This window comes from Azospirillum sp. UENF 111221 (genome assembly GCF_058780625.1).
In genome coordinates, this window is the sequence record NZ_JBSNCH010000003.1 from 563,981 (window position 1) to 584,954 (window position 20,974).

Annotated in this window: 16 protein-coding genes and 1 pseudogene; 7 read left to right on the top strand and 10 right to left on the bottom strand. The window is 67.5% G+C overall.

Annotated elements, in window-relative coordinates; all coding sequences use genetic code 11:
* Positions 1-72 precede the first annotated feature (72 nt).
* Positions 73-819: a type 1 glutamine amidotransferase gene (locus ACWPN3_RS10705; protein ID WP_492261352.1), complete on the top strand. Its 747-nt coding sequence runs from the start codon at positions 73-75 to the stop codon at positions 817-819.
* Here the strand turns inward: ACWPN3_RS10705 and ACWPN3_RS10710 are convergent.
* From ACWPN3_RS10710 to ACWPN3_RS10745, 8 genes are all read right to left on the bottom strand, one after another.
* Positions 729-2,381, bottom strand: a complete 1,653-nt coding sequence (locus tag ACWPN3_RS10710) for an NTP transferase domain-containing protein (protein ID WP_492261353.1) — start codon at positions 2,379-2,381, stop codon at positions 729-731. The genes ACWPN3_RS10705 and ACWPN3_RS10710 overlap by 91 nt on opposite strands.
* A 126-nt stretch (positions 2,382-2,507) precedes the next feature.
* Positions 2,508-3,224 (bottom strand): XdhC family protein, encoded by a 717-nt coding sequence (locus ACWPN3_RS10715; RefSeq protein WP_492242760.1) that lies wholly within the window; start codon positions 3,222-3,224, stop codon positions 2,508-2,510.
* On the bottom strand, positions 3,221-3,550 hold the full coding sequence (locus tag ACWPN3_RS10720; RefSeq protein WP_174469352.1) for an XdhC family protein: 330 nt from the start codon (positions 3,548-3,550) through the stop codon (positions 3,221-3,223). Before ACWPN3_RS10720 ends, ACWPN3_RS10715 begins: the two co-directional genes overlap by 4 nt.
* Positions 3,547-4,764: a vWA domain-containing protein gene (locus tag ACWPN3_RS10725; RefSeq protein WP_492242761.1), complete on the bottom strand. Its 1,218-nt coding sequence runs from the start codon at positions 4,762-4,764 to the stop codon at positions 3,547-3,549. The genes ACWPN3_RS10720 and ACWPN3_RS10725 overlap by 4 nt, the downstream gene beginning before the upstream one ends.
* Positions 4,765-4,771: 7 nt before the next feature.
* Entirely contained in the window at positions 4,772-5,695 is a 924-nt protein-coding gene (locus ACWPN3_RS10730; RefSeq protein WP_492242762.1) for an AAA family ATPase, read from the bottom strand.
* 217 nt (positions 5,696-5,912) lie between these two features.
* Entirely contained in the window at positions 5,913-6,704 is a 792-nt protein-coding gene (locus tag ACWPN3_RS10735) for an FAD binding domain-containing protein (protein WP_109447090.1), read from the bottom strand.
* Between the two features lie 28 nt (positions 6,705-6,732).
* The gene (locus ACWPN3_RS10740; protein WP_492242763.1) at positions 6,733-9,129 is read right to left on the bottom strand and encodes a xanthine dehydrogenase family protein molybdopterin-binding subunit; all 2,397 of its coding nucleotides are present in this window, start codon (positions 9,127-9,129) and stop codon (positions 6,733-6,735) included.
* Between the two features lie 79 nt (positions 9,130-9,208).
* Complete coding sequence (locus tag ACWPN3_RS10745) at positions 9,209-9,709, bottom strand: (2Fe-2S)-binding protein (RefSeq protein ID WP_492242764.1); 501 nt, start codon at positions 9,707-9,709, stop codon at positions 9,209-9,211.
* A 345-nt stretch (positions 9,710-10,054) separates the two neighbouring features.
* On the opposite strand from ACWPN3_RS10745, the pseudogene ACWPN3_RS10750 reads away from it, so the two are divergent.
* From ACWPN3_RS10750 to ACWPN3_RS10775, 6 genes and pseudogenes are all read left to right on the top strand, one after another.
* Positions 10,055-10,624, top strand: a pseudogene (locus tag ACWPN3_RS10750) (TAXI family TRAP transporter solute-binding subunit); the annotation flags it as partial.
* Positions 10,625-10,688: 64 nt separating this feature from the next.
* Complete coding sequence (locus ACWPN3_RS10755) at positions 10,689-11,030, top strand: TAXI family TRAP transporter solute-binding subunit (protein WP_492261354.1); 342 nt, start codon at positions 10,689-10,691, stop codon at positions 11,028-11,030.
* A 25-nt stretch (positions 11,031-11,055) separates the two neighbouring features.
* On the top strand, positions 11,056-13,146 hold the full coding sequence (locus ACWPN3_RS10760) for a TRAP transporter permease (protein WP_492242765.1): 2,091 nt from the start codon (positions 11,056-11,058) through the stop codon (positions 13,144-13,146).
* Between the two features lies 1 nt (position 13,147).
* Positions 13,148-13,525: a DUF1850 domain-containing protein gene (locus ACWPN3_RS10765; protein WP_109447080.1), complete on the top strand. Its 378-nt coding sequence runs from the start codon at positions 13,148-13,150 to the stop codon at positions 13,523-13,525.
* Positions 13,526-13,696: 171 nt separating this feature from the next.
* Positions 13,697-15,130: a sodium:proton antiporter gene (locus tag ACWPN3_RS10770; protein ID WP_492242766.1), complete on the top strand. Its 1,434-nt coding sequence runs from the start codon at positions 13,697-13,699 to the stop codon at positions 15,128-15,130.
* Between the two features lie 265 nt (positions 15,131-15,395).
* Positions 15,396-16,550, top strand: a complete 1,155-nt coding sequence (locus ACWPN3_RS10775) for an acyltransferase family protein (protein ID WP_492242767.1) — start codon at positions 15,396-15,398, stop codon at positions 16,548-16,550.
* A gap of 167 nt (positions 16,551-16,717) precedes the next feature.
* On the opposite strand, the gene ACWPN3_RS10780 is transcribed toward ACWPN3_RS10775, so the two are convergent.
* Together ACWPN3_RS10780 and ACWPN3_RS10785 are read right to left on the bottom strand one after the other, a co-directional pair.
* Entirely contained in the window at positions 16,718-19,840 is a 3,123-nt protein-coding gene (locus ACWPN3_RS10780; protein WP_492242768.1) for an efflux RND transporter permease subunit, read from the bottom strand.
* Positions 19,837-20,955 carry an efflux RND transporter periplasmic adaptor subunit gene (locus ACWPN3_RS10785; protein WP_492242769.1) on the bottom strand — a complete coding sequence of 373 codons (1,119 nt, stop codon included), beginning with the start codon at positions 20,953-20,955 and terminating at the stop codon, positions 19,837-19,839. Before ACWPN3_RS10785 ends, ACWPN3_RS10780 begins: the two co-directional genes overlap by 4 nt.
* Between the last annotated feature and the right edge of the window lie 19 nt (positions 20,956-20,974).

Below are 20,974 nucleotides of genomic sequence, written 5' to 3' on the forward strand. Positions count from 1 at the left end.
GTCTTGAACTCTGCCCGCAACGGTCTCACAACTTCATGACAGCCTTACCAACGACGCGAGCCGAGCAGACCCATGCGCATTCTGGTCGTCCAGAACAGCCGTACCGCCCCCATCGGTCTGGTGGGCGATGCGCTGACAGACAACGGCGCCACCCTCGTCACCATCGCCGCCAACGAGGGGGAGGCGATCCCCGACAAGGACGGCTATGCCGGACTGGTGGTGCTGGGCGGTCCGCAGGACGCCTGGGACGATGAGAAGGGGCCGCATTTCGGCCGGGTGATCGAGACGATCCGCGACTTCACCGAAGCCGACCGGCCGGTGATGGGCATCTGCCTGGGCGCGCAGCTGGCGGCCCGCGCCTATGGCGCCAAGGTCTACCGCCACACCATTCCGGAACTGGGCATCCACCGCGTCAGCCTGACCGACAGCGCGCAGGACGACCCGCTGCTTGGCGGCTTCGGTTCCGAACTGAATCTCGCCCAGTGGCATTACGACACCTTCGAGTTTCCCGAGGGCGCCGTGCCGCTGGCCTACAGCGAAGCCTGCGACCGCCAGGCCTTCCGCCTCGGCCGCGCCACCTATGCCTTCCAGTTCCACCCTGAGGCCACCGGCGACATCCTGCGCGGCTGGGCCTCGCGGATCAGGGAAGAGGCGCGGCAGAACAATGCGGAGATGCTGCACGGGCTGGAAGAACTCGATCGTCACCCATCTGCCGGTGGCGGAGCAATTCACCCGGGAGATGACCCGGCGCTGGCTGGATCTGGCGCGCTGACGGTTTCCGCGAAGCGGGCCAGCAGGTCGGGGGTGTCCACGTCGTAGAGGATGCCGGCATCGTCGACCGGCACCTCGCACAGCCGGTCGGCATGCTGGCCGATCAACCGCTTGGCACCGGCGTCGCCGCTCAGCCCCGCCATTTCGGTGAAGAAGGCCCGGTCCCACAGCACCGGATTGCCCTGCTTGCCGTGGGTGGTCGGGATGCAGATCGCGCGGCCTTCCAGCGGGCTGTAGGCGGCGATCAGCCGGTCGATCACGGCGGACGCCACCCGCGGCATGTCGCCCAGGCAGACGACCACCGCGTCAGAGTCGCCCGGCATCGCCGCCAAACCGGCACGCAGGGAGCTGCTGAGACCCTCGGCGAAGGCGGGGTTGTGGACGAAGGTGACCGGGCGGTCGGCCAGCGCCCGCGCCACACGCTCCCCCTGATGACCGGTGACCACGATCACGGTGGCGGCCTGCGAGGCGAGGGCCGCATCGACGGCGCGGGCGACCAGCGGAGCGCCGTTGACCTCCGCCAGCAGTTTGTTGGTCTGTCCCATGCGGCTGGAACGGCCGGCGGCCAGCACCAGCGCCGTGACGCGCGGCGCCCGTGGCGCTTCCGTCGCCACGCCGGCGCGCGGCAGCGGGCGTGTCGGGATCTCCGCAAGCAGCCCGCCGACGCCCATCCGCATCACCTCGGCCCGGCTGGGCGGAATGCCGGCGGCGATGCGCTGCAACACCCAGTCGAAGCCATTCAGCTTGGGCGAGCGCGCACAGCCCGGCAGCCCCAGCACTGGTTTACCGTCGCGCCGCGCCAGCAGCAGCAAATTGCCGGGATCGACGGGCATGCCGAAATGTTCCACCACGCCGCCGGCCCGCCCGATGGCGGCAGGCAGCACGTCGCGGCGGTCGGTGATGGCGGAGGCGCCGGCAATCAGCAGCAGGTCGGCGGTCGGTGCCCCGGCGATCTGCGCTGCCAATTCCGCCTCGTCATGGGCACAGCGCGAGTCGTGGATCAGCGTGCCGCCGATGGCCTCGACCCGCTCCCGCGTCACGGCGACGGTCTTGTCGAGAACGCTCTCCTTCACCCCCGGAAGCCGTGTCTGGATCAGCGCCACCGACAGCGGACGGTAGGGCAGGACGGCCAGCGGGGGCGGTCCGTCCATGGCGATCCGCTCAGCCTGCTCCACCGCGCCGGCGGGGGCGGCAAAGGGGATGATCTTGACGGTGGCCAGCATCTGTCCGGGCTCGACCGGGGCGAAGTCGGGCAAGGTGGCGATGGTGACGCTCTCGTCGATCTCGTTGATCGCGTCGATGCGGGATGGGGCAAGCCGCAGCAGGCCGTGCGATTCGGCGAACAGGTTGACCCGGCCGGTGAAAGCGGCGGCGACCTGGACGGCGTCGCCCGCCACGGCGGCAGCGATGCGGTTGGCGGCGGCATCCTCGCCGATGTCGCTGTCGGACAGCTTGGCGGCGATCACCTCGGCGATGCCGGCCTCGCGCAGGGCTTCGACGTCATCGGTCGACAGCCGGCGGCCCTTCTTGAAGGCGATGGAGCCCAGACGCAGGGAATGGGCGAGAATCGCGCCCTCGGCGTCGGACAGGGGAAGCGGGCCGAAGAACATGGGGGCTCCGGATGGGCGCGGTCGGTGTTCACCGACGGATATGGCGACCGGGCCGGAGCGGGGCAATGGGCGGAAGGTGTGGGGTGGGGGAGGCGTTCATGGCTCCTCCACCCCGGTCCTCAGCCCTCAGCAGGGATGGTTCTCTCCCCGCCGCACGCAGGTGATCTGGCCCATGATCGCAATGGCGATCTCCGCCGGGGTGACCGCGCCGATGGAGAGGCCGACGGGACCGCGGATGCGCTTGACCTCGGCTTCGCTCAGCCCCTCGTCGCGCAGACGGTCGAGGCGCAGGGCGTGGGTGCGCTTGCTGCCCAGCGCGCCGACATAGAAAGCGGGGGACCGCAAGGCGGCGATCAGCGCCGGGTCGTCCAGCTTCGGATCGTGCGTCAGCGTGACCACGGCGGTGCGGACGTCGGGCTTCAGCTCTGCCAGCGCCTCGTCCGGCCAAAGATGGTTCAGCTTCACGCCGGGAAAGCGCGCCTCGGTGGCGAAGGCGCCGCGCGGGTCGACCACCGTCACGTCATAGCCGGTCAGCGCCGCCACCGGGGCCAGAGCCTGGGCGATGTGCACGGCGCCGACGATCAGCAGCCTCATGGCCGGGTTGTGGACATGGACGAACAGCCGGAAGCCGTCCTCGTCCTGCGGATCGACCAGCAGGCCGGACCGGTCCTGGCGGATGCGCCGGCGCACCTCGTCCAGCAGGTCGGGCTCCAGCCCGAAGCCGCCATGCACGGTGTCTTCGAAAACAAGCGTCTGGAGGCCGCTGTTAAGATCGGTCACCAGGGCAGCCGGAATTGCGTCGGCCTTCGCCGCAAGCAGCCGGTCCAGAATTTCGCGTTTCATTCCACGGCCTCGACATAGACCTGCACCTGTCCGCCACAGGCCAGCCCGACTTCCCAGGCCATTTCGTTGGTGATGCCGAAGGACAGCAGACGCGGTTCGCCGTCCTCCATCGTCTTGGCCGCCTCATGCGCCACGGCGCTTTCGATGCAGCCGCCGGACACGGAGCCGGCCATGGACCCGCGGTCGTCGACCGCCATCTGGCTGCCGACCGGCCGCGGCGAAGAGCCCCAGGTCGACACGACGGTCGCCAGGGCCACCCTGCGGCCGGCTGTCCGCCATGCGGCTGCCTGCTCCACGATGTTGTCCGCCATCAGGGTGTCGTTCATCCCGCCGCCTCCTTCAACCAGCGGCGCAAGCCCGGGCTACGACGCGGACCGTCGGCCGACAGGGCGCCGGCCAGATCCGCGAGGCTGTTCAGGCTGTGGGCCGCGAGAAAATCGTCCACATGCGGCAGCAACGCCCGGATGCCTGAGGACTTCGGCGCGAAGCCTTCCCAGCGCAACAAAGGATTCAGCCAGACGAGCCGCCGACAGCTTTTGTGCAACCGTTCTGCTTCTGCCGCAAGCCCTTCCCCTGCATCCCTGTCCAGCCCGTCGGTAATGAGAAGAACCACCGCGCCCTGGCCCAACACCCGGCGTGCCCAGGTCCGGTTGAAGGCGTGCAGCGCGGTGCCGATCCTGGTGCCTCCCGACCAGTCGGCGACCGCTCCCGAAACGGCGTCCAGCGCCACATCGACGTCCTTGTGCCGCAGGTGGCGAGTGATGTTGGTCAGCCGCGTGCCGAAGACGAAGCTGTGGACCCGGTCGCGGTCGTTGGTGACCGCATGCATGAAATGCAGCAGCATCCGCGAATAGCGGGTCATCGAACCGGAGATGTCGCACAGCACCACCAGCGGCGGCGGCCGGGTGCGGCGGCGCTTGCGGGCAAGGTCCGACAGGTCGCCGCCGCTGCGCAGCATCCGCCGCAGCGTGGTACGCGGGTCCACCCGCGGTCCCGCCGGGTCCGAACGGTGGCGCCGCGTCGTGACCTCCGCCAGCGGCAGGGCGAGGCGGGCGAGCAGGCGCTTGGCCTGCGCCATCTCCTCCCCCGTCATCTTCTCGAAATCCTTGTCCTGCAAACGCTCGGCGGTGGAGACGGTGAAGGAGGCATCGATCTCGATCTCCGTCTTTTCCGGCTCCTCCTGTCCGGTGCCGCTGCCGTGCAGGGCCTCGGCAAGGCGCTGGGCCATTTCCGGCTGGTCGGGCGGCGCCTCCGTCCGCACCTTCGGCAGCATCAGCGACATCATCTTCTTCAGGATGTCTGGATTGCGCCAGAAGACGTGGAAGGCCTGGTCGAACAGCTCGCTCTGGTCGTGGCGGTTCACGAAGATGGCGTGCAGCGCCCAATAGAAGTCGGTGCGGTTTGACAGCCCGACCGCCTCCACCGCCTCCACCGCTTGCAAGACCTTGCCCGGCCCGACCGGCAGTCCGGCGGCGCGCAACGCGCGGGCGAAATGCATCAGATTGAGCGTGAGGCGACCGGCCGGCGCGTCGTCCGTCATGACAGCCTCACCGGGCGGTGGTGGCGGCCAGCTCGGTCTTGACCTGGGTCAGGATGCGCGCCGCCTCGCTGCCCTGGATGCGGGCGATGTCGTCCTGGTATTTCAGCAGCGTGCCTAGCGTGTCGTTGATGACGGAGGGCTCAAGCTCCAGCTGGTTCAGCTCGACAAGAGCCTGCGCCCAGTCCAGCGTTTCGGCCACACCCGGCGCCTTGTAGAGGTCCATGCCGCGCAGTGTCTGGACGAAGCCGACCACCTGGGCCGCCAGCCGGGCATCGGCCTGCGGCGCCTTGACCGACAGAATCTCCCGCTCCCGCGCGGCGCCGGGGTAATCGACCCAATGGTAGAAGCAGCGCCGCTTCAACGCGTCGTGGATCTCGCGCGTACGGTTGGAGGTGAGGATGACGACGGGCGGTTCCGGTGCATGGACGGTGCCGAATTCCGGAATCGAGACCTGATAGTCGGACAGGATTTCCAGCAGATAGGCCTCGAACGGCTCGTCGGTGCGGTCCAGCTCATCGATCAGCAGCACCGGCGGTCCGGCAATGTCCGGCTCAAGCGCCTGGAGCAGCGGCCGCTTAACCAGGAAGCGCTCGGAGAACAGGTCGGAGGCCAGCGAGTTGCGGTCCTGCCCGCCGGACGCCTCCGCCAGCCGGATTTCCATCATCTGGCGGGCATAGTTCCATTCATAGACGGCCGACGAGGCGTCCAACCCCTCATAGCATTGCAGTCGCAGCAGCTTGCGGCCGAGCGTCGCCGACAGGACCTTGGCGATCTCCGTCTTGCCGACACCGGCCTCGCCCTCCAGGAACAGCGGGCGCTTCAGCTTCAGCGCCAGGAAGAGTGCTGTCGCCAGCGAGCGGTCCGCGACGTAATTGCCGCGGGTGAGAAGCGCCAGCGTGTCATCGACGGAGGCGGGGAGGGCTGCGGTCATCAATTACCTTCAAGGCTCAATCCGCAAATCCGCCTCTCCCCCCTGGGGAGAGGTCGGGCGGCGAAGCCGACCGGGTGAGGGGGGCGGACCCTCTCCCTCGGGGAGAGGGTGGCGCCAAGGGCGCCGGGTGAGGGACTTTGCATCGCTTGGATGCTCCACGCAACGCATCCCCCTCACCCTAACCCTCTCCCCAGGGGGGAGAGGGAGACTTTCCCGATCACCCCGCCGCTTCCACCGCGCGCTTCGCCATCACGGTGACGAGGTGGGCGCGGTAGTCGGCGCTGGCGTGGATGTCGGCGTTCAGGCCGTCGGCGTCCACCGACAGGCCGTTCAGCGCTTCGGCACGGAAGTCGGCGGCCAGCGCCGCCTCGAACGCCTCGGCGCGGAAGACGGAACCGGCGGCACCGGTCACCGCCACCCGCACGTCGGCGCCGAACTTCGCGACGAAGACGCCGACGATGGCATAGCGGCTGGCCGGGTTGCGGAACTTGGCGTAGGCCGCCTTGTCCGGCCGGGAGTAGCGGACCGACTTGAGGATTTCGCCCGGCTCCAACGCGGTTTCGAACATGCCGGTGAAGAAATCGTCGCCGGAGATGGTCCGGCGGTCGGTGGTCACCGTGGCCTTGAGCGCCACCACGGCCGACGGGTAGTCGGCCGACGGATCGGCGTTGGCGATGGAGCCGCCCATCGTGCCCATGTTGCGGACCTGACGGTCGCCGATGCCCTCGGCGAGGCTGGCGAGCGCCGGGATCACCCGCTTGACGAGGTCGGAATGGGCGACCTCGGCGTGACGGGTGAAGGCGCCGATCTCCAGCCCACCATCGGCCTCACGGATGCCCTTGAGTTCCGGAATGGCGCCGAGGTCGATCAGGTCGGTCGGGCGGGCGAGGCGCTGTTTCAGCGTCGGCAGCAGGGTCTGGCCGCCACCCAGCAGCTTCGCCTCTTCCGCCTGGATGGCTGTCGCCGCGTCAGCGAGCGATGTCGGCCGTTGGTAGTTGAAAGCGTACATTCTCCAGCCTCCTTCTTCTTCGGCCGTCTTATTCCGCCGCCATTGCCGGAGCAGGGGCAGCGTCGCGGATGGTCCGCCACACCTTTTCCGGCGTCGCCGGCATGTCCATGTGGGTGACGCCGTAGTCAGACAGCGCATCCACCACCGCGTTCATCACGGCGGCGGCGGCGCCGATGGTCCCGGCCTCGCCGCAACCCTTCACGCCCAGCGGGTTGTGGGTGCAGGGCTGGTCCTCGTGATAGCGCACGGTGAAGGATGGGACATCGTCCGCACGCGGCATGCAATAGTCCATGTAGGAGCCGGTGACGAGCTGGCCCGACTCCTCGTCATAGACGCAGTTCTCGTACAGCGCCTGACCGATGCCCTGGACCAGGCCGCCATGCACCTGCCCCTCGACGATCAGCGGGTTGATGACGTTGCCGAAATCGTCCACCGCGGCGAAGCTGACGATGGTGGTGACGCCGGTGTCCGGATCGATCTCCAGCTCGCAGACATGGCAGCCGTTGGGGTAGGTGAAGTTCTTTGGGTCGTAGAAGGCCTGCTCGTCCAGACCCGGCTCCAGCTCGTCGAGCGGGAAGTTGTGCGGGACATAGGCTTGGAGGGCGATGTCGCCGATACCCAGGCTCTTGTCGGTGCCGGCGACGGTGAAGCGGCCCTCCTTTACCTCAATGTCGGTCTCGGCGGCTTCCAGCATGTGGGCGGCGATCTTCCTCGCCTTGCGCTCCACCTTGTCCATCGCTTTCACCAGGGCCGAGCCGCCGACCGCGAGCGAACGCGAACCGTAGGTGCCCATGCCGAAGGGGATCTTATTGGTGTCGCCGTGGACGATCTCGACATTCTCGATCGGGATGCCGAACCGCTCCGCCACGATCTGGGCGAAAGTGGTCTCATGGCCCTGGCCGTGGCTGTGAGCGCCGGTGAAGACCGTCACCGAACCCGTTGGATGGAAACGGACTTCCGCGCATTCATAAAGTCCTGCGCGAGCGCCGAGCGCACCGGCGACATTGCTGGGCGCGATGCCGCAGGCTTCGATATAGGTCGCGAATCCGATGCCGCGCAGCTTGCCGCACGCCTTCGATTCGGCACGGCGCTGCTGGAAGCCGGGGTAATCGACCAGCGGCAGGGCGATGTCGAGATTCTTGGCGAAGTCGCCGGTGTCGTATTGCAGCGCCACCGGCGTCTGGTAGGGCATCGCCTCCTTCGGCACGAAGTTGCGGCGGCGGATCTCGGTCTTGTCCATGCCCATCACACCGGCCGCGACATCGACCAGCCGTTCGATCAGGTAGCAGGCTTCCGGCCGACCGGCGCCGCGATAGGCGTCGACGGGAGAGGTGTTGGTGAAGACCGCCTTCACCTCGGCATAGATCGCCGGGGTCTTGTACTGGCCGGCCAGCAGCGTGGCGTAGAGGTAGGTCGGGATCGACGGCGCGAAGGTCGACAGATAGGCGCCGAGATTGGCCAGCGTCGAGACGCGGAGCGCCAGGAAATTGCCGTCGGCATCCATCGCCAGTTCGGCATGGCTGACATGGTCGCGGCCATGGGCGTCGGTCAGGAAGCTTTCCGAACGGTCGGCGGTCCATTTCACCGGCCGACCGACCTTGCGCGCCGCCCAGGTGACCACGGCCTCCTCGCCGTAATGGAAGATCTTCGATCCGAACCCGCCGCCGACGTCGGGGGCCACCACGCGAAGCTTGTGTTCCGGAATGCCCAGCACGAAGGCGCCCATCAACAGGCGGGTGACGTGCGGGTTCTGGCTGGTGGTGGTCAGGGTGTATTCGCCGTTGGACTGGTCGTATTCGCCCATCGCCGCCCGCGGTTCCATCGCGTTGGGGACCAGGCGCTGGTTGACCAGATCGATCTTCGCGACATGGGCCGCATTGGCGAAGGCGGCATCCGTCGCGGCCTTGTCGCCGAGATGCCAGTCGTAGCAGACATTGTCCGGCGCATCGTCATGGACCAGCGGCGCACCGCCGGCGACCGCGCGGGTTGAGGACCCGACCGCCGGCAGTTCCTCGTAATCCACCACCACCATCTCGGCGGCGTCGCGCGCCTGCTCGCGGGTCTCGGCGATGACCACCGCCACCGCGTCGCCGACATAGCGCACGCGGTCGCGCGCCAGCGGATAATGCGGCGGCTCCTTCATCGGCGAGCCGTCCTTGGAGTGGATCTGCCAGCCGCAGGGCAGGCTGCCGACCTTGTCGGCCTCCATGTCGGCCCCGGTCAGCACGGCGACCACGCCCGGCATCGCCGCCGCGTCCGTGAAGTCGATGCCCAGGATGCGGGCATGGGCGTAGGGCGAGCGCACATGGACCGCATGGGTCATGTTCAGGCGCTTGAAATCGTCGGTGTAATTGCCGCGGCCGGTCAGAAAACGCTGGTCTTCGCGCCGGCGCACCGAGGCGCCGATGCCATTGGGGTTCGCCATCTCGTGTTTCCTCCCACAGGAACGCTGAAGATGCGGAAATGCCTGATCTGAACTCTGTTCTGTTGCGGGCGTTTCGCCCTTATTCGGCGGCCACCGGCGTCGCCTGTGCCCCCGCCATCGCGTCGGCCCCCGCCTTCACCGCCTTGACGATGTTGTGATAGCCGGTGCAGCGGCAGATGTTGCCCTCCAGCCCCTCGCGGATTTCGGCCTCGGTCGGGTTGGGGTTGTCGCGGACCAGATCGACCGCGCTCATCACCATGCCCGGCGTGCAGAAGCCGCATTGCAGGCCGTGATGTTCGCGGAAGGCGGCCTGCATCGGGTGCAGCGTGCCATCCGCCGCCGCCAGACCTTCGATGGTCATGACCTCCGCCCCGTTGGCCTGGACGGCCAGCGTGGTGCAGGACTTGACCGACCGGCCGTCGACATGGACGACGCAGGCGCCGCACTGGCTGGTGTCGCAGCCGACATGGGTGCCCGTCAGGCCAAGATGCTCGCGCAGGAAGGCGACGAGCAGCGTGCGCTCCTCCACCTCGCGCGAGACCGTCTTGCCATTGACGGTCATCGAAACGGTACAGGACATCGGTTTTCCTCCCGCTGGCTGAAGTCTGGCTTGCAGTCGTATGGCGTGCAGTTGGGACTTATCACTGTCGATTGACGCGCCGTTGGCCGAAGCCATGGGGATGTCCGCTTTGGCCGGCGGTCTTGCGCCACAAGGATAGGGGGTGTCTGCCCTTCGAGGTCAAGGAGCCTGTGCATGGCTTGGCCGAAAGAATGGCATTGCAACCATCGTTATGTCGGATTGTACGTACTGGCGCGCAATTTTGTGGCGCGTTACAGTGGGTTGGGGCTGCCCACGCTCTGTGGGCCCAAAATAAATCCGCCCGGCAACGATCCGGGCACGGCAATGATGACGGGGAGAGCCACCATGAATCGCCCATCTGTGAAGCGTCGCGTCCTGGCCCTGTGCACGGCCGCGGGCTTCGGCATCGGTCTTGGCTTCGCCGCACTTCCGGCGCAGGCGGAGGCCTTCATCACCGTCCTGACCGGCGGCACCAGCGGTGTCTATTATCCCCTCGGCGTGGCTCTGTCGAACGTGTACGGCAAGGCGCTGCCGGGGGCGAAGGTGACGGCGCAGGCGACGAAGGCGTCGGTCGAGAACCTGAACCTGCTCCAGGCCGGCCGCGGCGAAATCGGCTTCACTCTGGGCGATTCGCTGAGCGATGCCTGGAAAGGCAACGAGGAGGTCGGCTTCAAGCAGAAGCTGGACAAGCTGCGCACCATCGCCGCCATCTATCCCAACTACATCCAGGTCGTCGCCGCCAAGGAATCGGGCATCAAGACGCTGGCCGACCTGAAGGGCAAGCGGGTGTCGGTCGGCGCGCCGAAGTCGGGGACGGAGCTGAACGCGCGGGCCATCTTCGGCGCCGCCGGATTGGCCTACAAGGATTTCGCCAAGACGGAATATCTGCCCTTCGGCGAGTCGGTCGATCTGATCAAGAACCGCCAGCTCGATGCGACGCTGATCTCGGCCGGCCTCGGCGTGGCGGCGATCAAGGAATTTGTCCTCGTCGCAGGAGATCACCGTCGTCAGCATTCCGGCCGAGCTGGTGCAGAAGGTCGGCGACGCCGCCTACATCACCGAAACGATCCCGGCCGGCACCTATCCCGGCCAGACGGAAGCCGTGCCGACCGCCGCGGTGCGCAACCTGCTGGTCAGCCATTCCGGCGTGTCGGACGATGCCGCCTATGCGATGACCAAGACGCTGTTCGAGAATCTCGACGCGCTGGCCGCCGCCCATGTCGCCGCCAAGCAGATCAAGCTCGACCAGACCGCCACCCAGTCGCCGGTGCCGCTGCATCCGGGCGCCATCAAGTATTTCAAGGAAAAGGGGCTGATGTAAGAATCCGACGGGCGGAGAAGCCGTGGTGAACGCACAGAAAAATCAGGCGGACTCCGAGATCCGCCAAGCCATCGACCGGGAAAATCCGGCGACCGTGGCCGCATTTGAAGGATTCGACGGGCGGGCGGTCTTCGCCATCGCCGTCGCCTTCTCCGCCTTCCAGATCTGGACCGCCGCCTTCAACCCGGTTTCCACCATGGTGGTGCGGGCGGTCCATGTCGGTTTCCTCCTGCTGATGACCTTCACCCTGTTCGGCTTCCACCAGACGGCGGAGCGCCGGCGGGTTCCCTGGTACGACTGGCTGCTGGGCCTGACCGCCTTCGGCGTCGGCCTCTACCATTACGTGTTCGAGGTCGACCTGATCCAGCGGGCGGGCGACCCCAACACCACCGACCTGATCGTCGGCACCATCGCCGTGGCGCTGGTGTTCGAGGCGGCGCGGCGCATCATGGGGCTGGCTCTGCCGATCATGTGCGGGGTGTTCATCCCCTACGCCCTGTTCGGCCGGCATCTGCCCTTCGGGCTCGCCCACCGCGGTTACGACATCGATCAGGTGATCGACAATCTCTACCTGTCGACGGAGGGGCTTTACGGCACGCCGACCTTCGTATCGGCCAGCTACATCTTCCTGTTCATCCTGTTCGGCGCCTTCCTTGAGCGCGCCGGCATGATCAAGCTGTTCAACGACGTGTCGCTCGGCCTCGTCGGCCATGCCAAGGGCGGTCCGGCCAAAGTGGCGGTGATCTCGTCCGGCCTGATGGGCACCATCAACGGGTCGGGCGTCGCCAATGTGCTGACCACCGGGCAGTTCACCATCCCGCTGATGATGCGCTTCGGCTATCGCCCGGCCTTCGCCGGCGCGGTGGAGGCGACGGCCAGCATGGGCGGGCAGCTGATGCCGCCGGTGATGGGGGCGGCCGCCTTCATCATGGCGGAGACCATCGGCGTGCCTTACAGCGAGGTCGCCATCGCCGCGGCGATCCCCGCCATCCTCTATTTCGGCAGCGCCTTCTGGATGGTCCATCTGGAGGCGGGCATGCGCAACCTCGTCGGCCTGCCCAAGGACCAGTGCCCCAGCGCGCTGCGCGCCGTGGTGGAGGGCTGGTACCTGATTTTGCCGCTGGCGGCGCTGATCTACCTGCTGTTCTCCGGCTTCACGCCGCTGTTCGCCGGGGTGATCGGCATCGCGGCGACGGCGGCGCTGATCCTCGGCACCACCATCGTCGGCACCATCGGGCCGATGGCGTTGCGCGTCGCCTTCTGGGTCGCGGTCGGCCTTGTCGCCGCCGGCTTGTGGAAGCTGGGCTTCCGGACCGAGCATCTGGCCTTCACCATGGTGGTGCTGCTCATCATCCCCTGCCTGCTGTTCAAGGGCGGCCGGCAGACCCTGGTGCTGGTGGTCAACAGCATCGCCGACGGTGCCAAGAACGCGGTCGGCGTCGGCGTCGCCTGCGCGCTGGTCGGCGTGCTGATCGGCATGATGACGTTGACCGGGCTTGCTTCCAGCTTCGCGTCCACCATCGTCGACTGGTCGGGCGGCAATCTGCTGGCGGCGCTGGTGCTGACGATGATCGCCTGCATCGTGCTGGGCACCGGTCTGCCGACGACGGCCAACTACATCATCACCGCGTCGATCGCGGCGCCGGCCCTGCTGACCATGGGCGTGCCGCTGATGGTCAGCCACATGTTCGTCTTCTATTTCGGCATCATGGCCGACCTGACCCCGCCGGTCGCCCTGGCGGCGCTGGCGGCCTCGTCGATCTGCAAGGCCGACCATATGGAGATAGGCTGGATCGCCACGCGGGTGGCGATGGCGGGCTATGTCGTGCCCTTCATGGCGGTCTACGACCCGGCCCTGGTCCTGCAAGGCGGGAGCTGGCTGGCGGTCGCCTATGTGTTCGTCAAGGCCTGCGTCGCCATCGCCCTGTGGGGGGCCGCCACCATCGGCTTCTTCTGGACGCCGCTGTCGCTGGTCGCCCGCCTCTATGCCGCGGCAGCGTCCTTCCTGTTCATCGTGGCGCTGCCCCTGACGGACGAGGCCGCCTTCGTCATGACCGTTCTGTTCCTGCTGTGGCAGCACCGGCGCCGGAGCGTGCCGACCGCCGCCGCAGCCTGAGGTGGGCGGTCTCTGCCTGTTCGCTCTCGGCGGTGCGCTGCTGGCGTCGCTGCCGGGGGCGGCGTTCACCCTGTCCTGGACCCACTCCATCGAGAAGACGGAGTGGCGGGAGCAATGGAGCGTAGACTCGGGACGGTTGCGCCTGGTCGAGGCCCGCATCCGCGGTACCGGCGCTGGCATGGAGCCCGGCCCGGATGCCCGGATGACCGAAGATGGCTGGATGGCCTGGACGCCGGAACTGCCACCGCAGGACAGCGTCACGCTGGCCGCATCCGGCTTCACCGCAGACCATCGGTTGTGTGCGGGCAGCGAATGCCGGCCGCTGTCGGACTGGACGGGGATGGCGGACCGGGCAATCACCCTGCGGGCCTGCCCATAGGGCCGGCGCATACCCGATTACGAAAGTTCATGGCGCCGCCGCCCCTTCCGGCTTGGCTTAGGCTGCGTCAGTCCGCATACTCCCGTTCCTTTCGTCAGCCTATTTTCCGGACCGATGATCAATTCTCCCACGCACCGACGCCGCCCATCCATCCTTCCGACCGCCGTCGGCGTGACACTCGCCGTCGGCGGCGTGCTGCTGGGCACGCATGGGGTGCACGCCGCAGAGGTGGCGGCGAAGGTCGCTCATGCCGGCGTCCCGCATCTGGATGGACGGCTGCTGAGTGCGGCGTGGGTGGTGCCCTTTGCGGGTATCCTGCTGTCGATCGCGCTGTTCCCGCTGTTGGCGCCGATGGTCTGGCACCATCATTTCGGCAAGATCTCCGCGGCCTGGGCCTTGGCCTTCCTGGTCCCGTTCGCCGCAACCTTCGGGGTTGACCTCGCCACCTACGAACTGCTGCACACGGTCCTGCTGGAATATATCCCCTTCATCGTGCTGCTGACCGCGCTGTTCACGGTGGCGGGCGGCGTGCGGCTGACCGGGTCTCTGGTGGGGACGCCGATGGCCAACACGGTTGGGCTGGCGCTGGGCACCATGCTGGCCAGCCTGATGGGGACCACTGGCGCCTCGATGCTGCTGATCCGCCCGCTGCTGCGCGCCAACGAACATCGGCGCCACAAGGTCCACACGGTCGTCTTCTTCATCTTCTTGGTGTCGAATGTCGGCGGGTCGCTGACCCCGCTGGGCGACCCGCCGCTGTTCCTGGGATTCCTGAAGGGCGTCGATTTCTTCTGGCCGACGGTCCATTTGCTGGCGCCGATGGCCTTCCTGTCTGGCCTGCTGCTGGCGATCTATTTCGTACTCGACCTCTTCCTGCACACCCGCGACCCGGGCAAGCACCCGCTGATCGAGGGCGTGCACGAACGCGAACCGATCCGAATCGAGGGCAGCGTCAACCTGCTGCTGCTGATCGCCATCGTCGGCGCGGTGCTGCTCAGCGGCATCTGGCATCCGGGGACGGGCGTCACGCTGTACCATGTGACGGTATCGCTGGAGACCATCGTGTCGAACCTGCTGCTGCTGGGCATCACCGGCCTGTCGCTGGCTCTCACCAGCAAGCAGAGCCGCCGCCTGAACGGCTTCAGCTGGGGGCCGATCCTGGAGGTGGCGAAGCTGTTCGCTGCGATCTTCCTGACCATCATCCCGGCGATCGCCATCCTGAAAGCCGGCACCGACGGCGCACTGGGCGCCATCATCTCCGCGGTGAACGAAGGCGGGAAGCCGAACCCCGCCGCCTATTTCTGGGCCACCGGTATCCTGTCCAGCTTCCTGGACAATGCGCCGACCTACCTGATCTTCTTCAACACCGCCGGCGGCGACGCGAAGGTGCTGATGTCCGATCTGTCGCTGACGCTGGCCGCGATCTCGGCCGGTGCGGTGTTCATGGGCGCCAACAGCTATATCGGCAATGCTCCCAACTTCATGGTCAAGGCAATCGCCGAGGAGCGCGGCGTCGCCATGCCCAGCTTCTTCGGCTATATGGCCTGGTCCTTCGGTATCCTGGTGCCGCTGCTGGGCCTGACCACGCTGGTCTTCTTCCTGTAACGGTCCCCAATCTGTAACAGCCTCCATCGAAACCAATCGTCACCTCCGCCGTTAACCCGCACTGGGGCCGCCTTTCCGTCCGATATCGGACGGGTGTCGCGCGGCGTAACGGCTGGAGGATGACGTGGTTTCGATGGGTCTCGGCTGGAACACGGGTGCGGGCTTCAAGGCGGGGCGGCCGATGGCCGCGCCCAGGCAATCCTGCTCGGATCAAGTCCCACTGAGCGGGCAGGGTCCATCGGCCTGATCGGCCGGAGCCTGCGCCATGAGCACGCAGACCAATCCCCGCCACCTCCACTCCCTGACCCCGCTGCGCGGCATCGCGGCCTTGTGGGTGGTGCTGTACCACTACAGCTTCCAGTATTTCCCCAACCTGCATCCCGACAGCTACACGTATCTGGTGCAGAAAGGCTATCTGGCCGTCGATCTGTTCTTCATGCTCAGCGGCTTCGTGCTGACCCATGTCTATCACGGCACCTTCACGGACTCGGTCGGCGACAAATACTGGAGCTTCCTGCGGGCGCGCATCGCCCGGCTCTATCCGCTGCATCTGGCGGTCCTGCTGCTGTTCGTGGCGACGGCACTGGCCGTCCGCGCGGTGGAATACGCCGCCACCGGCAGCTTCCCGGCAATCCCGCTGAAAGGGGCTGAATCGGTCTGGGCGCTGGTCGCCAACCTGTTCATGCTCCAAGGCCTCTATGCCAGCATGCTGAGCTGGAATTACCCGGCCTGGTCGATCAGCCTGGAGTTCATGGCCTATCTGGTCTTCCCCTTCGCGCTGCCCTGGGTCTGGCGGTCGAGCGGCCGGACGCAGGCCCTGCTGGCGGTCGGTGCATTGGCGACGCTCTTTGCGCTGGCCTGGGCGACGCAGGACAATCTGAACCAATGGGACGGGCCGCAGACTCTGCTGCGCTGCCTGCCGGAATTCCTGTTGGGCACCCTGCTCTACAGCGCCTTCCGCAGCGGGCTGGCCGCATCGGTGCTGTCGAGCGACCTGACGATGGCCGGGGTGGTGGTGGCGATCCTGCTGCTTCTGCACACCGGCGGGCCGGACCTGCTGGCCGTACCCCTGTTCGCCCTGCTGATCCTGGCGGCCGTCGCCAACCACGGCCGGGCCGCGCGGATGCTGAATGTCCGGCCGCTGGTCTGGCTGGGCGACGTGTCCTATTCGCTCTACCTGATCCATGGCTTCGTCGAATATGCGACCACGCGGCTGCTGGGACTGGGGCTCGGCATCCATGACCGCAAGGCACTGCCGGAAAGCTGGTCGATGGCGCTGCTTCTGGTGATGGTCACGGCCTGCCTGCTGATGGCCGGCCCGGCCTATCGCCGGATCGAAGTCGGCGGACGCCAATTTCTGCGGGATGGTCCGCGCTTCGGCCGGTTGACGCTGGCGACGGCAGGGCGCCGGGCGAACTGAAGCAAAAAAAGCGCCCGGGGGCCGAGGCCGCCGGGCGCAAAGGCACAGTACGAAAGAGGATCATCAGCAGTGATGATGCAATCGGGAGATCGATTGTGGCGCCACCCTGTCACTGCTCGTGTGCGCCCCCCTTGACCGCGGTCAAGCCTGAGAAAAAGAGTGGGGCATCAGTCTCCCAACGCCGGCTTCGGCAGCGCGCCGGCCATGCCGTTCTCCTCCACCTCCTCCCTTTCCGGCCGGGGCACGCGGAACCATGCTGCGTAGAGGGCCGGCAGGAAGAAGATCGTCAGCACGGTCGCACCGGCCAGACCGCCCATGATGGCGACCGCCATCGGACCCCAGAACACGCTCTGCGTCAGCGGGATCATGGCGAGGATCGCCGCGGCCGCCGTCAGGGCGATGGGGCGGGCACGGCGCACGGTCGCCTCAATGATGCTCTCCCAGCGTGACCGGCCGCCGCGGATGTCCTGCTCGATCTGGTCGACCAGGATGACCGAGTTTCGCATGATGATGCCGGCCAGCGCGATGACGCCCAGCATGGCGACGAAGCCGAAGGGCAGGTTGAACAGCAGAAGCGAGGCGGTGACACCGATCAGCCCCAGCGGCGCCGTCAGCAGGACCATGAACACGCGCGAGAAGCTCTGCAATTGCAGCATCAGCGTGGTGACCATGATCAGCAGCATCACCGGCATCATGGCGTTGATCGAATCCTGGCCCTTGGCGCTCTCCTCGATGGCGCCGCCCATGGTGATGGCGTAGCCGTCGGGCAGGGTGGCGCGCAGGGCATCGAACTGCCCGTTCAGCTGGGTGCTGACCACCGGGGCCTGCAAGCCGCCGGTCACGTCGCCCTTGACCGTCATCGTCGTCTCGCGCGCCCGGCGCCACAGCACCGGTTCCTCCAGCTCGTAGCGCACGGTGGCGACCTGGCTCAGCGGCACGGTGGTGCCGCGGCTGGTGCGGATGTTCAGCTCGCCCAGGCGGGACAGGTCCATCCGCTCTTCCGGCGTGGTGCGCAGGAGGACGCCGATCAGCTCGGTGCCCTCGCGGTACTGGGTGACGGACATGCCGTTCAGCAGCAGTTGCAGCGCGTTCGACAGATCCTGCTTCGACACGCCCAGCGCGCGGGCCTTGGCGGTGTCCACCTCCAGCCGGACGCGCTTGGACAGCTCGTCCCAGTCCAGATGGACGTTGGCGGTGTTGGGGTGGGCGCGCATGGTGTCGCGCACCTGATAGGCGATCTTGCGGATGGTCGCCGGGTCCTCGCCGGTGACGCGGAACTGGACCGGGTAGCCGACCGGCGGGCCGTTCTCCAGCCGGCTGATGCGGACGCGGGCGGCCGGGAAATCGGACTCCAGCGTCGGCTCCAGCCGCTGCATGAAATGCTCGCGCTCCTCCAGCCCCTTGGTCATCACCATGAACTGGGCGAAGTTGGCGGTCTCCAGCTGTTGGTCCAGCGGCAGGTAGAAGCGCGGCGATCCGCCGCCGGTGTAGGCGACCCAGTAATCGACGTCCGGGTCCTTGGCGAGAGCCGCCTCCATCCGCTTCACCTCGGCGGCTGTCGCCTCGAAGGAGGCGCCTTCGGCGAGCCGGATGTCGATCAACAGCTCCGGCCGGCTGGCCGATGGGAAGAATTGCTGCTGGACATGGCCGAAGCCGACGAGTGCCGTGACGAAGGCCGCCACCGTCACGCCGATGGTGGTCCAGCGCGCCCGCACGCAGGCCTCGATCATGCCGCGCAGGATGCGGTAGGCGCGGGTGTCGTAGATGTCCAGCTCGTGCCCGTCCGGCACCACATGCTTGGGCTTGGGCAGCAAGAGCCAGCCGAGATAGGGGGTGAAGATCACTGCAACCACCCAGGACAGCAGCAGCGACAGCGCCACCACCCAGAAGATCGAATTGGTGTATTCGCCGGCGGCCGAGGCCGCGAAGCCGACCGGCACGAAGCCGGCGGCGGTGACGACGGTGCCGCTCAACATCGGGAAGGCGGTGGAGGTGTAGGCGAAGGCGCCGGCCTTCAGCCGGTCCCATCCCTGTTCCATCTTCACCACCATCATCTCCACCGCGATGATGGCGTCGTCGACCAGCAGGCCGAGCGCGATGATGAGGGCGCCCAGCGAGATGCGCTGCAAGTCGATGTGCAGGATTTGCATCGCCACCAGCGTCATCGCCAGCACCAGCGGCACCGCCAGCGCCACGACGATGCCGGTGCGCCAGCCCAGGCTGACGAGGCTGACCAGGATGACGATGCCCAGCGCTTCGGCCAGCGATTCCATGAATTCGCCGACGGAATGCTCGACCACCTTCGGCTGGTCGGCGACCTGCGCCACCTCCAGCCCGACCGGCAGTTCGGCGCGGACCTTCTCCATCGCCACGTCGAGCTGTTCACCCAGCTTCAGCACGTTGCCGCCCTTCGCCATGACCACGCCCAGACCGATGGCGTCGCGGCCGTTGTAGCGTAGGGTATAGCGCCGCGGTTCGACATAGCCGCGCTTGACCTCCGCCACGTCACCGATGGTCAGCAGCCGGCCGCCGCTTTCCACCGGGATCGCGCGCACGGCCGCCGCGGTGTCGAGGCCGAGGTCGAGGCGGACATAGACGCGCTGCGATCCGGTATCGACGTCACCCGACGCGGCGATGGCGTTCTCGCGCTGGAGCGCCTGGATCACGGAGTCCACAGGCAGGCCGAAGCTGGCGAGCCGCTGGCTGGAGATCTCGACATAGACGCGCTCCTCCTGCGGGGCGATCAGGTCGATCTTCTCGACACCCGGCAGCTTCAGCAGGCGGGCGCGCGCCTGTTCGGTCACCTTCTTCAGCTGGGCAGGGGTGAAATCCTCGCCCATGAAGGCGTAGATGCCGGAATAGACGTCCCCGAACTCATCGTTGAAGAAGGGGCCGACCACGCCGTCGGGCAGGGTGTAGCGGATGTCGCCGATCTTCTTGCGCACCTGATACCACAGGTCCGCCACCAGCCGGGGCGGGGTGGAGTCCTTCAGCTGGACGAAGATCACCGACTCGCCGGGCTTGGAATAGCTGCGGGCGACATCGTAGTAGGGCACCTCCTCCAGCTTCTTCTCGATGCGGTCGGTGACGAACTGTTCGACCTCGCGCGCGGTGGCGCCCGGCCATTGGGTGCGCACCACCATCACCTTGAAGGTGAAGGACGGATCCTCCGCCCGGCCCAGGGTCTTGTAGGCCAGCGCACCCGCCAGGACGCTGGCGAGCATCATGAACAGCACCAGCGTGCGGTGGGCCAGCGCCCAGGCCGACAGGTTCATGCGGGAATGGTTCATCGCGCCGGCTCCGTCCAGACGCGGACCTTCTGGCCGGCGTCGAGCTTGTGCACCCCGGCGGTGACGACGCGCTCGCCGTCCTTCAGCCCGCCGCCGATCAGGGCGAGGTCGCCGGCATAGGCGGCGACGGTGACGGGGCGCAGCTCCAGCCGGTCGTCCGGCGCGGAGAGCACCCACACCGCCGGCCTCTCCTCCCGCTGGGCCAATGCGCTCAGCGGCAGGCGGGCGACGGGCGCGCCATGGTCGGCGGAGGCGATGACGGTCGCGGTCATGCCGAGCTGGACCGTGGGCGGCGGATCGGCCAGCGTGATCTTCGCCTGGAAGGTCCGGGTGTAGGCATCGGCGCTGGGCGAGACCTCGCGCAGGCTGCCGGCGATGCTGTGGCCCGGATGCGACCACAGCTCCACCGCCAGTTTCTGGCGGGGCAGGGCGGCGACACTCTGTTCGGGGATGTTCGCCACCGCCTCCAGGCTGCCCAGCCGGGCGACGCGCAGGGCGGTCTGTCCGGAGGCGACGACCTGTCCCGGCTCGACCAGAGTCGCGGTGACGATGCCGGCCTCGTCCGCCACCAGCGTGGCGTATTGGGCGGAGTTGTCGAGGACATGAAGCTGCGCCTCCACCTCGCGCACCTTGGACTCCGCCTTGTCCAGCGTGGTCTTGCGGCGGTCGTATTCCTGGCGGGTGGTCCATTCGCCCTGGCGCAGGCTGGCATAGCGCTGGAAATCGCTGCGGGCATTGGCTGCGTCGGCCTGGGCGGAGGCGAGCTGCGCCCGGGAGGCACGGATCTGCAAGTGAAGATCGGTGGGGTCGAGGCGGGCCAGCGGCATGCCGGGTTCGACGCGGGTGCCGACCTCCACCAGCCGCGCGGTCACCTTGCCGCCGATGCGGAAGCCGACATCTACCTCCACGCGCGGGCGGATCACCGCCGGATAGCGCACGCTGTCGACCAGCGGTTCCAGCGTGACGGTGGCGACGCGGACCGGCCGCACCTCGCCTTCCGCCGGGGTGGAGGCGGAGTGCGTTTCGTTGCAGCCGGCAAGCAGGCCCGCCACCGTCAGAAGCGCCGTTGTCGCCAGGATGGCGGACGCAAGCCGCCTTTCGCGGAACAGGGCCATACCACGTCTCCCCACTGGA

What these genes read in the sequence shown, in the direction of transcription:
- ACWPN3_RS10705 (WP_492261352.1), top strand. Translation starts at nt 73, where the DNA reads ATGCGCATTCTGGTCGTCCAGAACAGCCGTACCGCCCCCATCGGTCTG.
- ACWPN3_RS10710 (WP_492261353.1), bottom strand. Translation starts at nt 2,381, where the DNA reads ATGTTCTTCGGCCCGCTTCCCCTGTCCGACGCCGAGGGCGCGATTCTC.
- ACWPN3_RS10715 (WP_492242760.1), bottom strand. Translation starts at nt 3,224, where the DNA reads ATGAAACGCGAAATTCTGGACCGGCTGCTTGCGGCGAAGGCCGACGCA.
- ACWPN3_RS10720 (WP_174469352.1), bottom strand. Translation starts at nt 3,550, where the DNA reads ATGAACGACACCCTGATGGCGGACAACATCGTGGAGCAGGCAGCCGCA.
- ACWPN3_RS10725 (WP_492242761.1), bottom strand. Translation starts at nt 4,764, where the DNA reads ATGACGGACGACGCGCCGGCCGGTCGCCTCACGCTCAATCTGATGCAT.
- ACWPN3_RS10730 (WP_492242762.1), bottom strand. Translation starts at nt 5,695, where the DNA reads ATGACCGCAGCCCTCCCCGCCTCCGTCGATGACACGCTGGCGCTTCTC.
- ACWPN3_RS10735 (WP_109447090.1), bottom strand. Translation starts at nt 6,704, where the DNA reads ATGTACGCTTTCAACTACCAACGGCCGACATCGCTCGCTGACGCGGCG.
- ACWPN3_RS10740 (WP_492242763.1), bottom strand. Translation starts at nt 9,129, where the DNA reads ATGGCGAACCCCAATGGCATCGGCGCCTCGGTGCGCCGGCGCGAAGAC.
- ACWPN3_RS10745 (WP_492242764.1), bottom strand. Translation starts at nt 9,709, where the DNA reads ATGTCCTGTACCGTTTCGATGACCGTCAATGGCAAGACGGTCTCGCGC.
- ACWPN3_RS10775 (WP_492242767.1), top strand. Translation starts at nt 15,396, where the DNA reads ATGAGCACGCAGACCAATCCCCGCCACCTCCACTCCCTGACCCCGCTG.
- ACWPN3_RS10780 (WP_492242768.1), bottom strand. Translation starts at nt 19,840, where the DNA reads ATGAACCATTCCCGCATGAACCTGTCGGCCTGGGCGCTGGCCCACCGC.
- ACWPN3_RS10785 (WP_492242769.1), bottom strand. Translation starts at nt 20,955, where the DNA reads ATGGCCCTGTTCCGCGAAAGGCGGCTTGCGTCCGCCATCCTGGCGACA.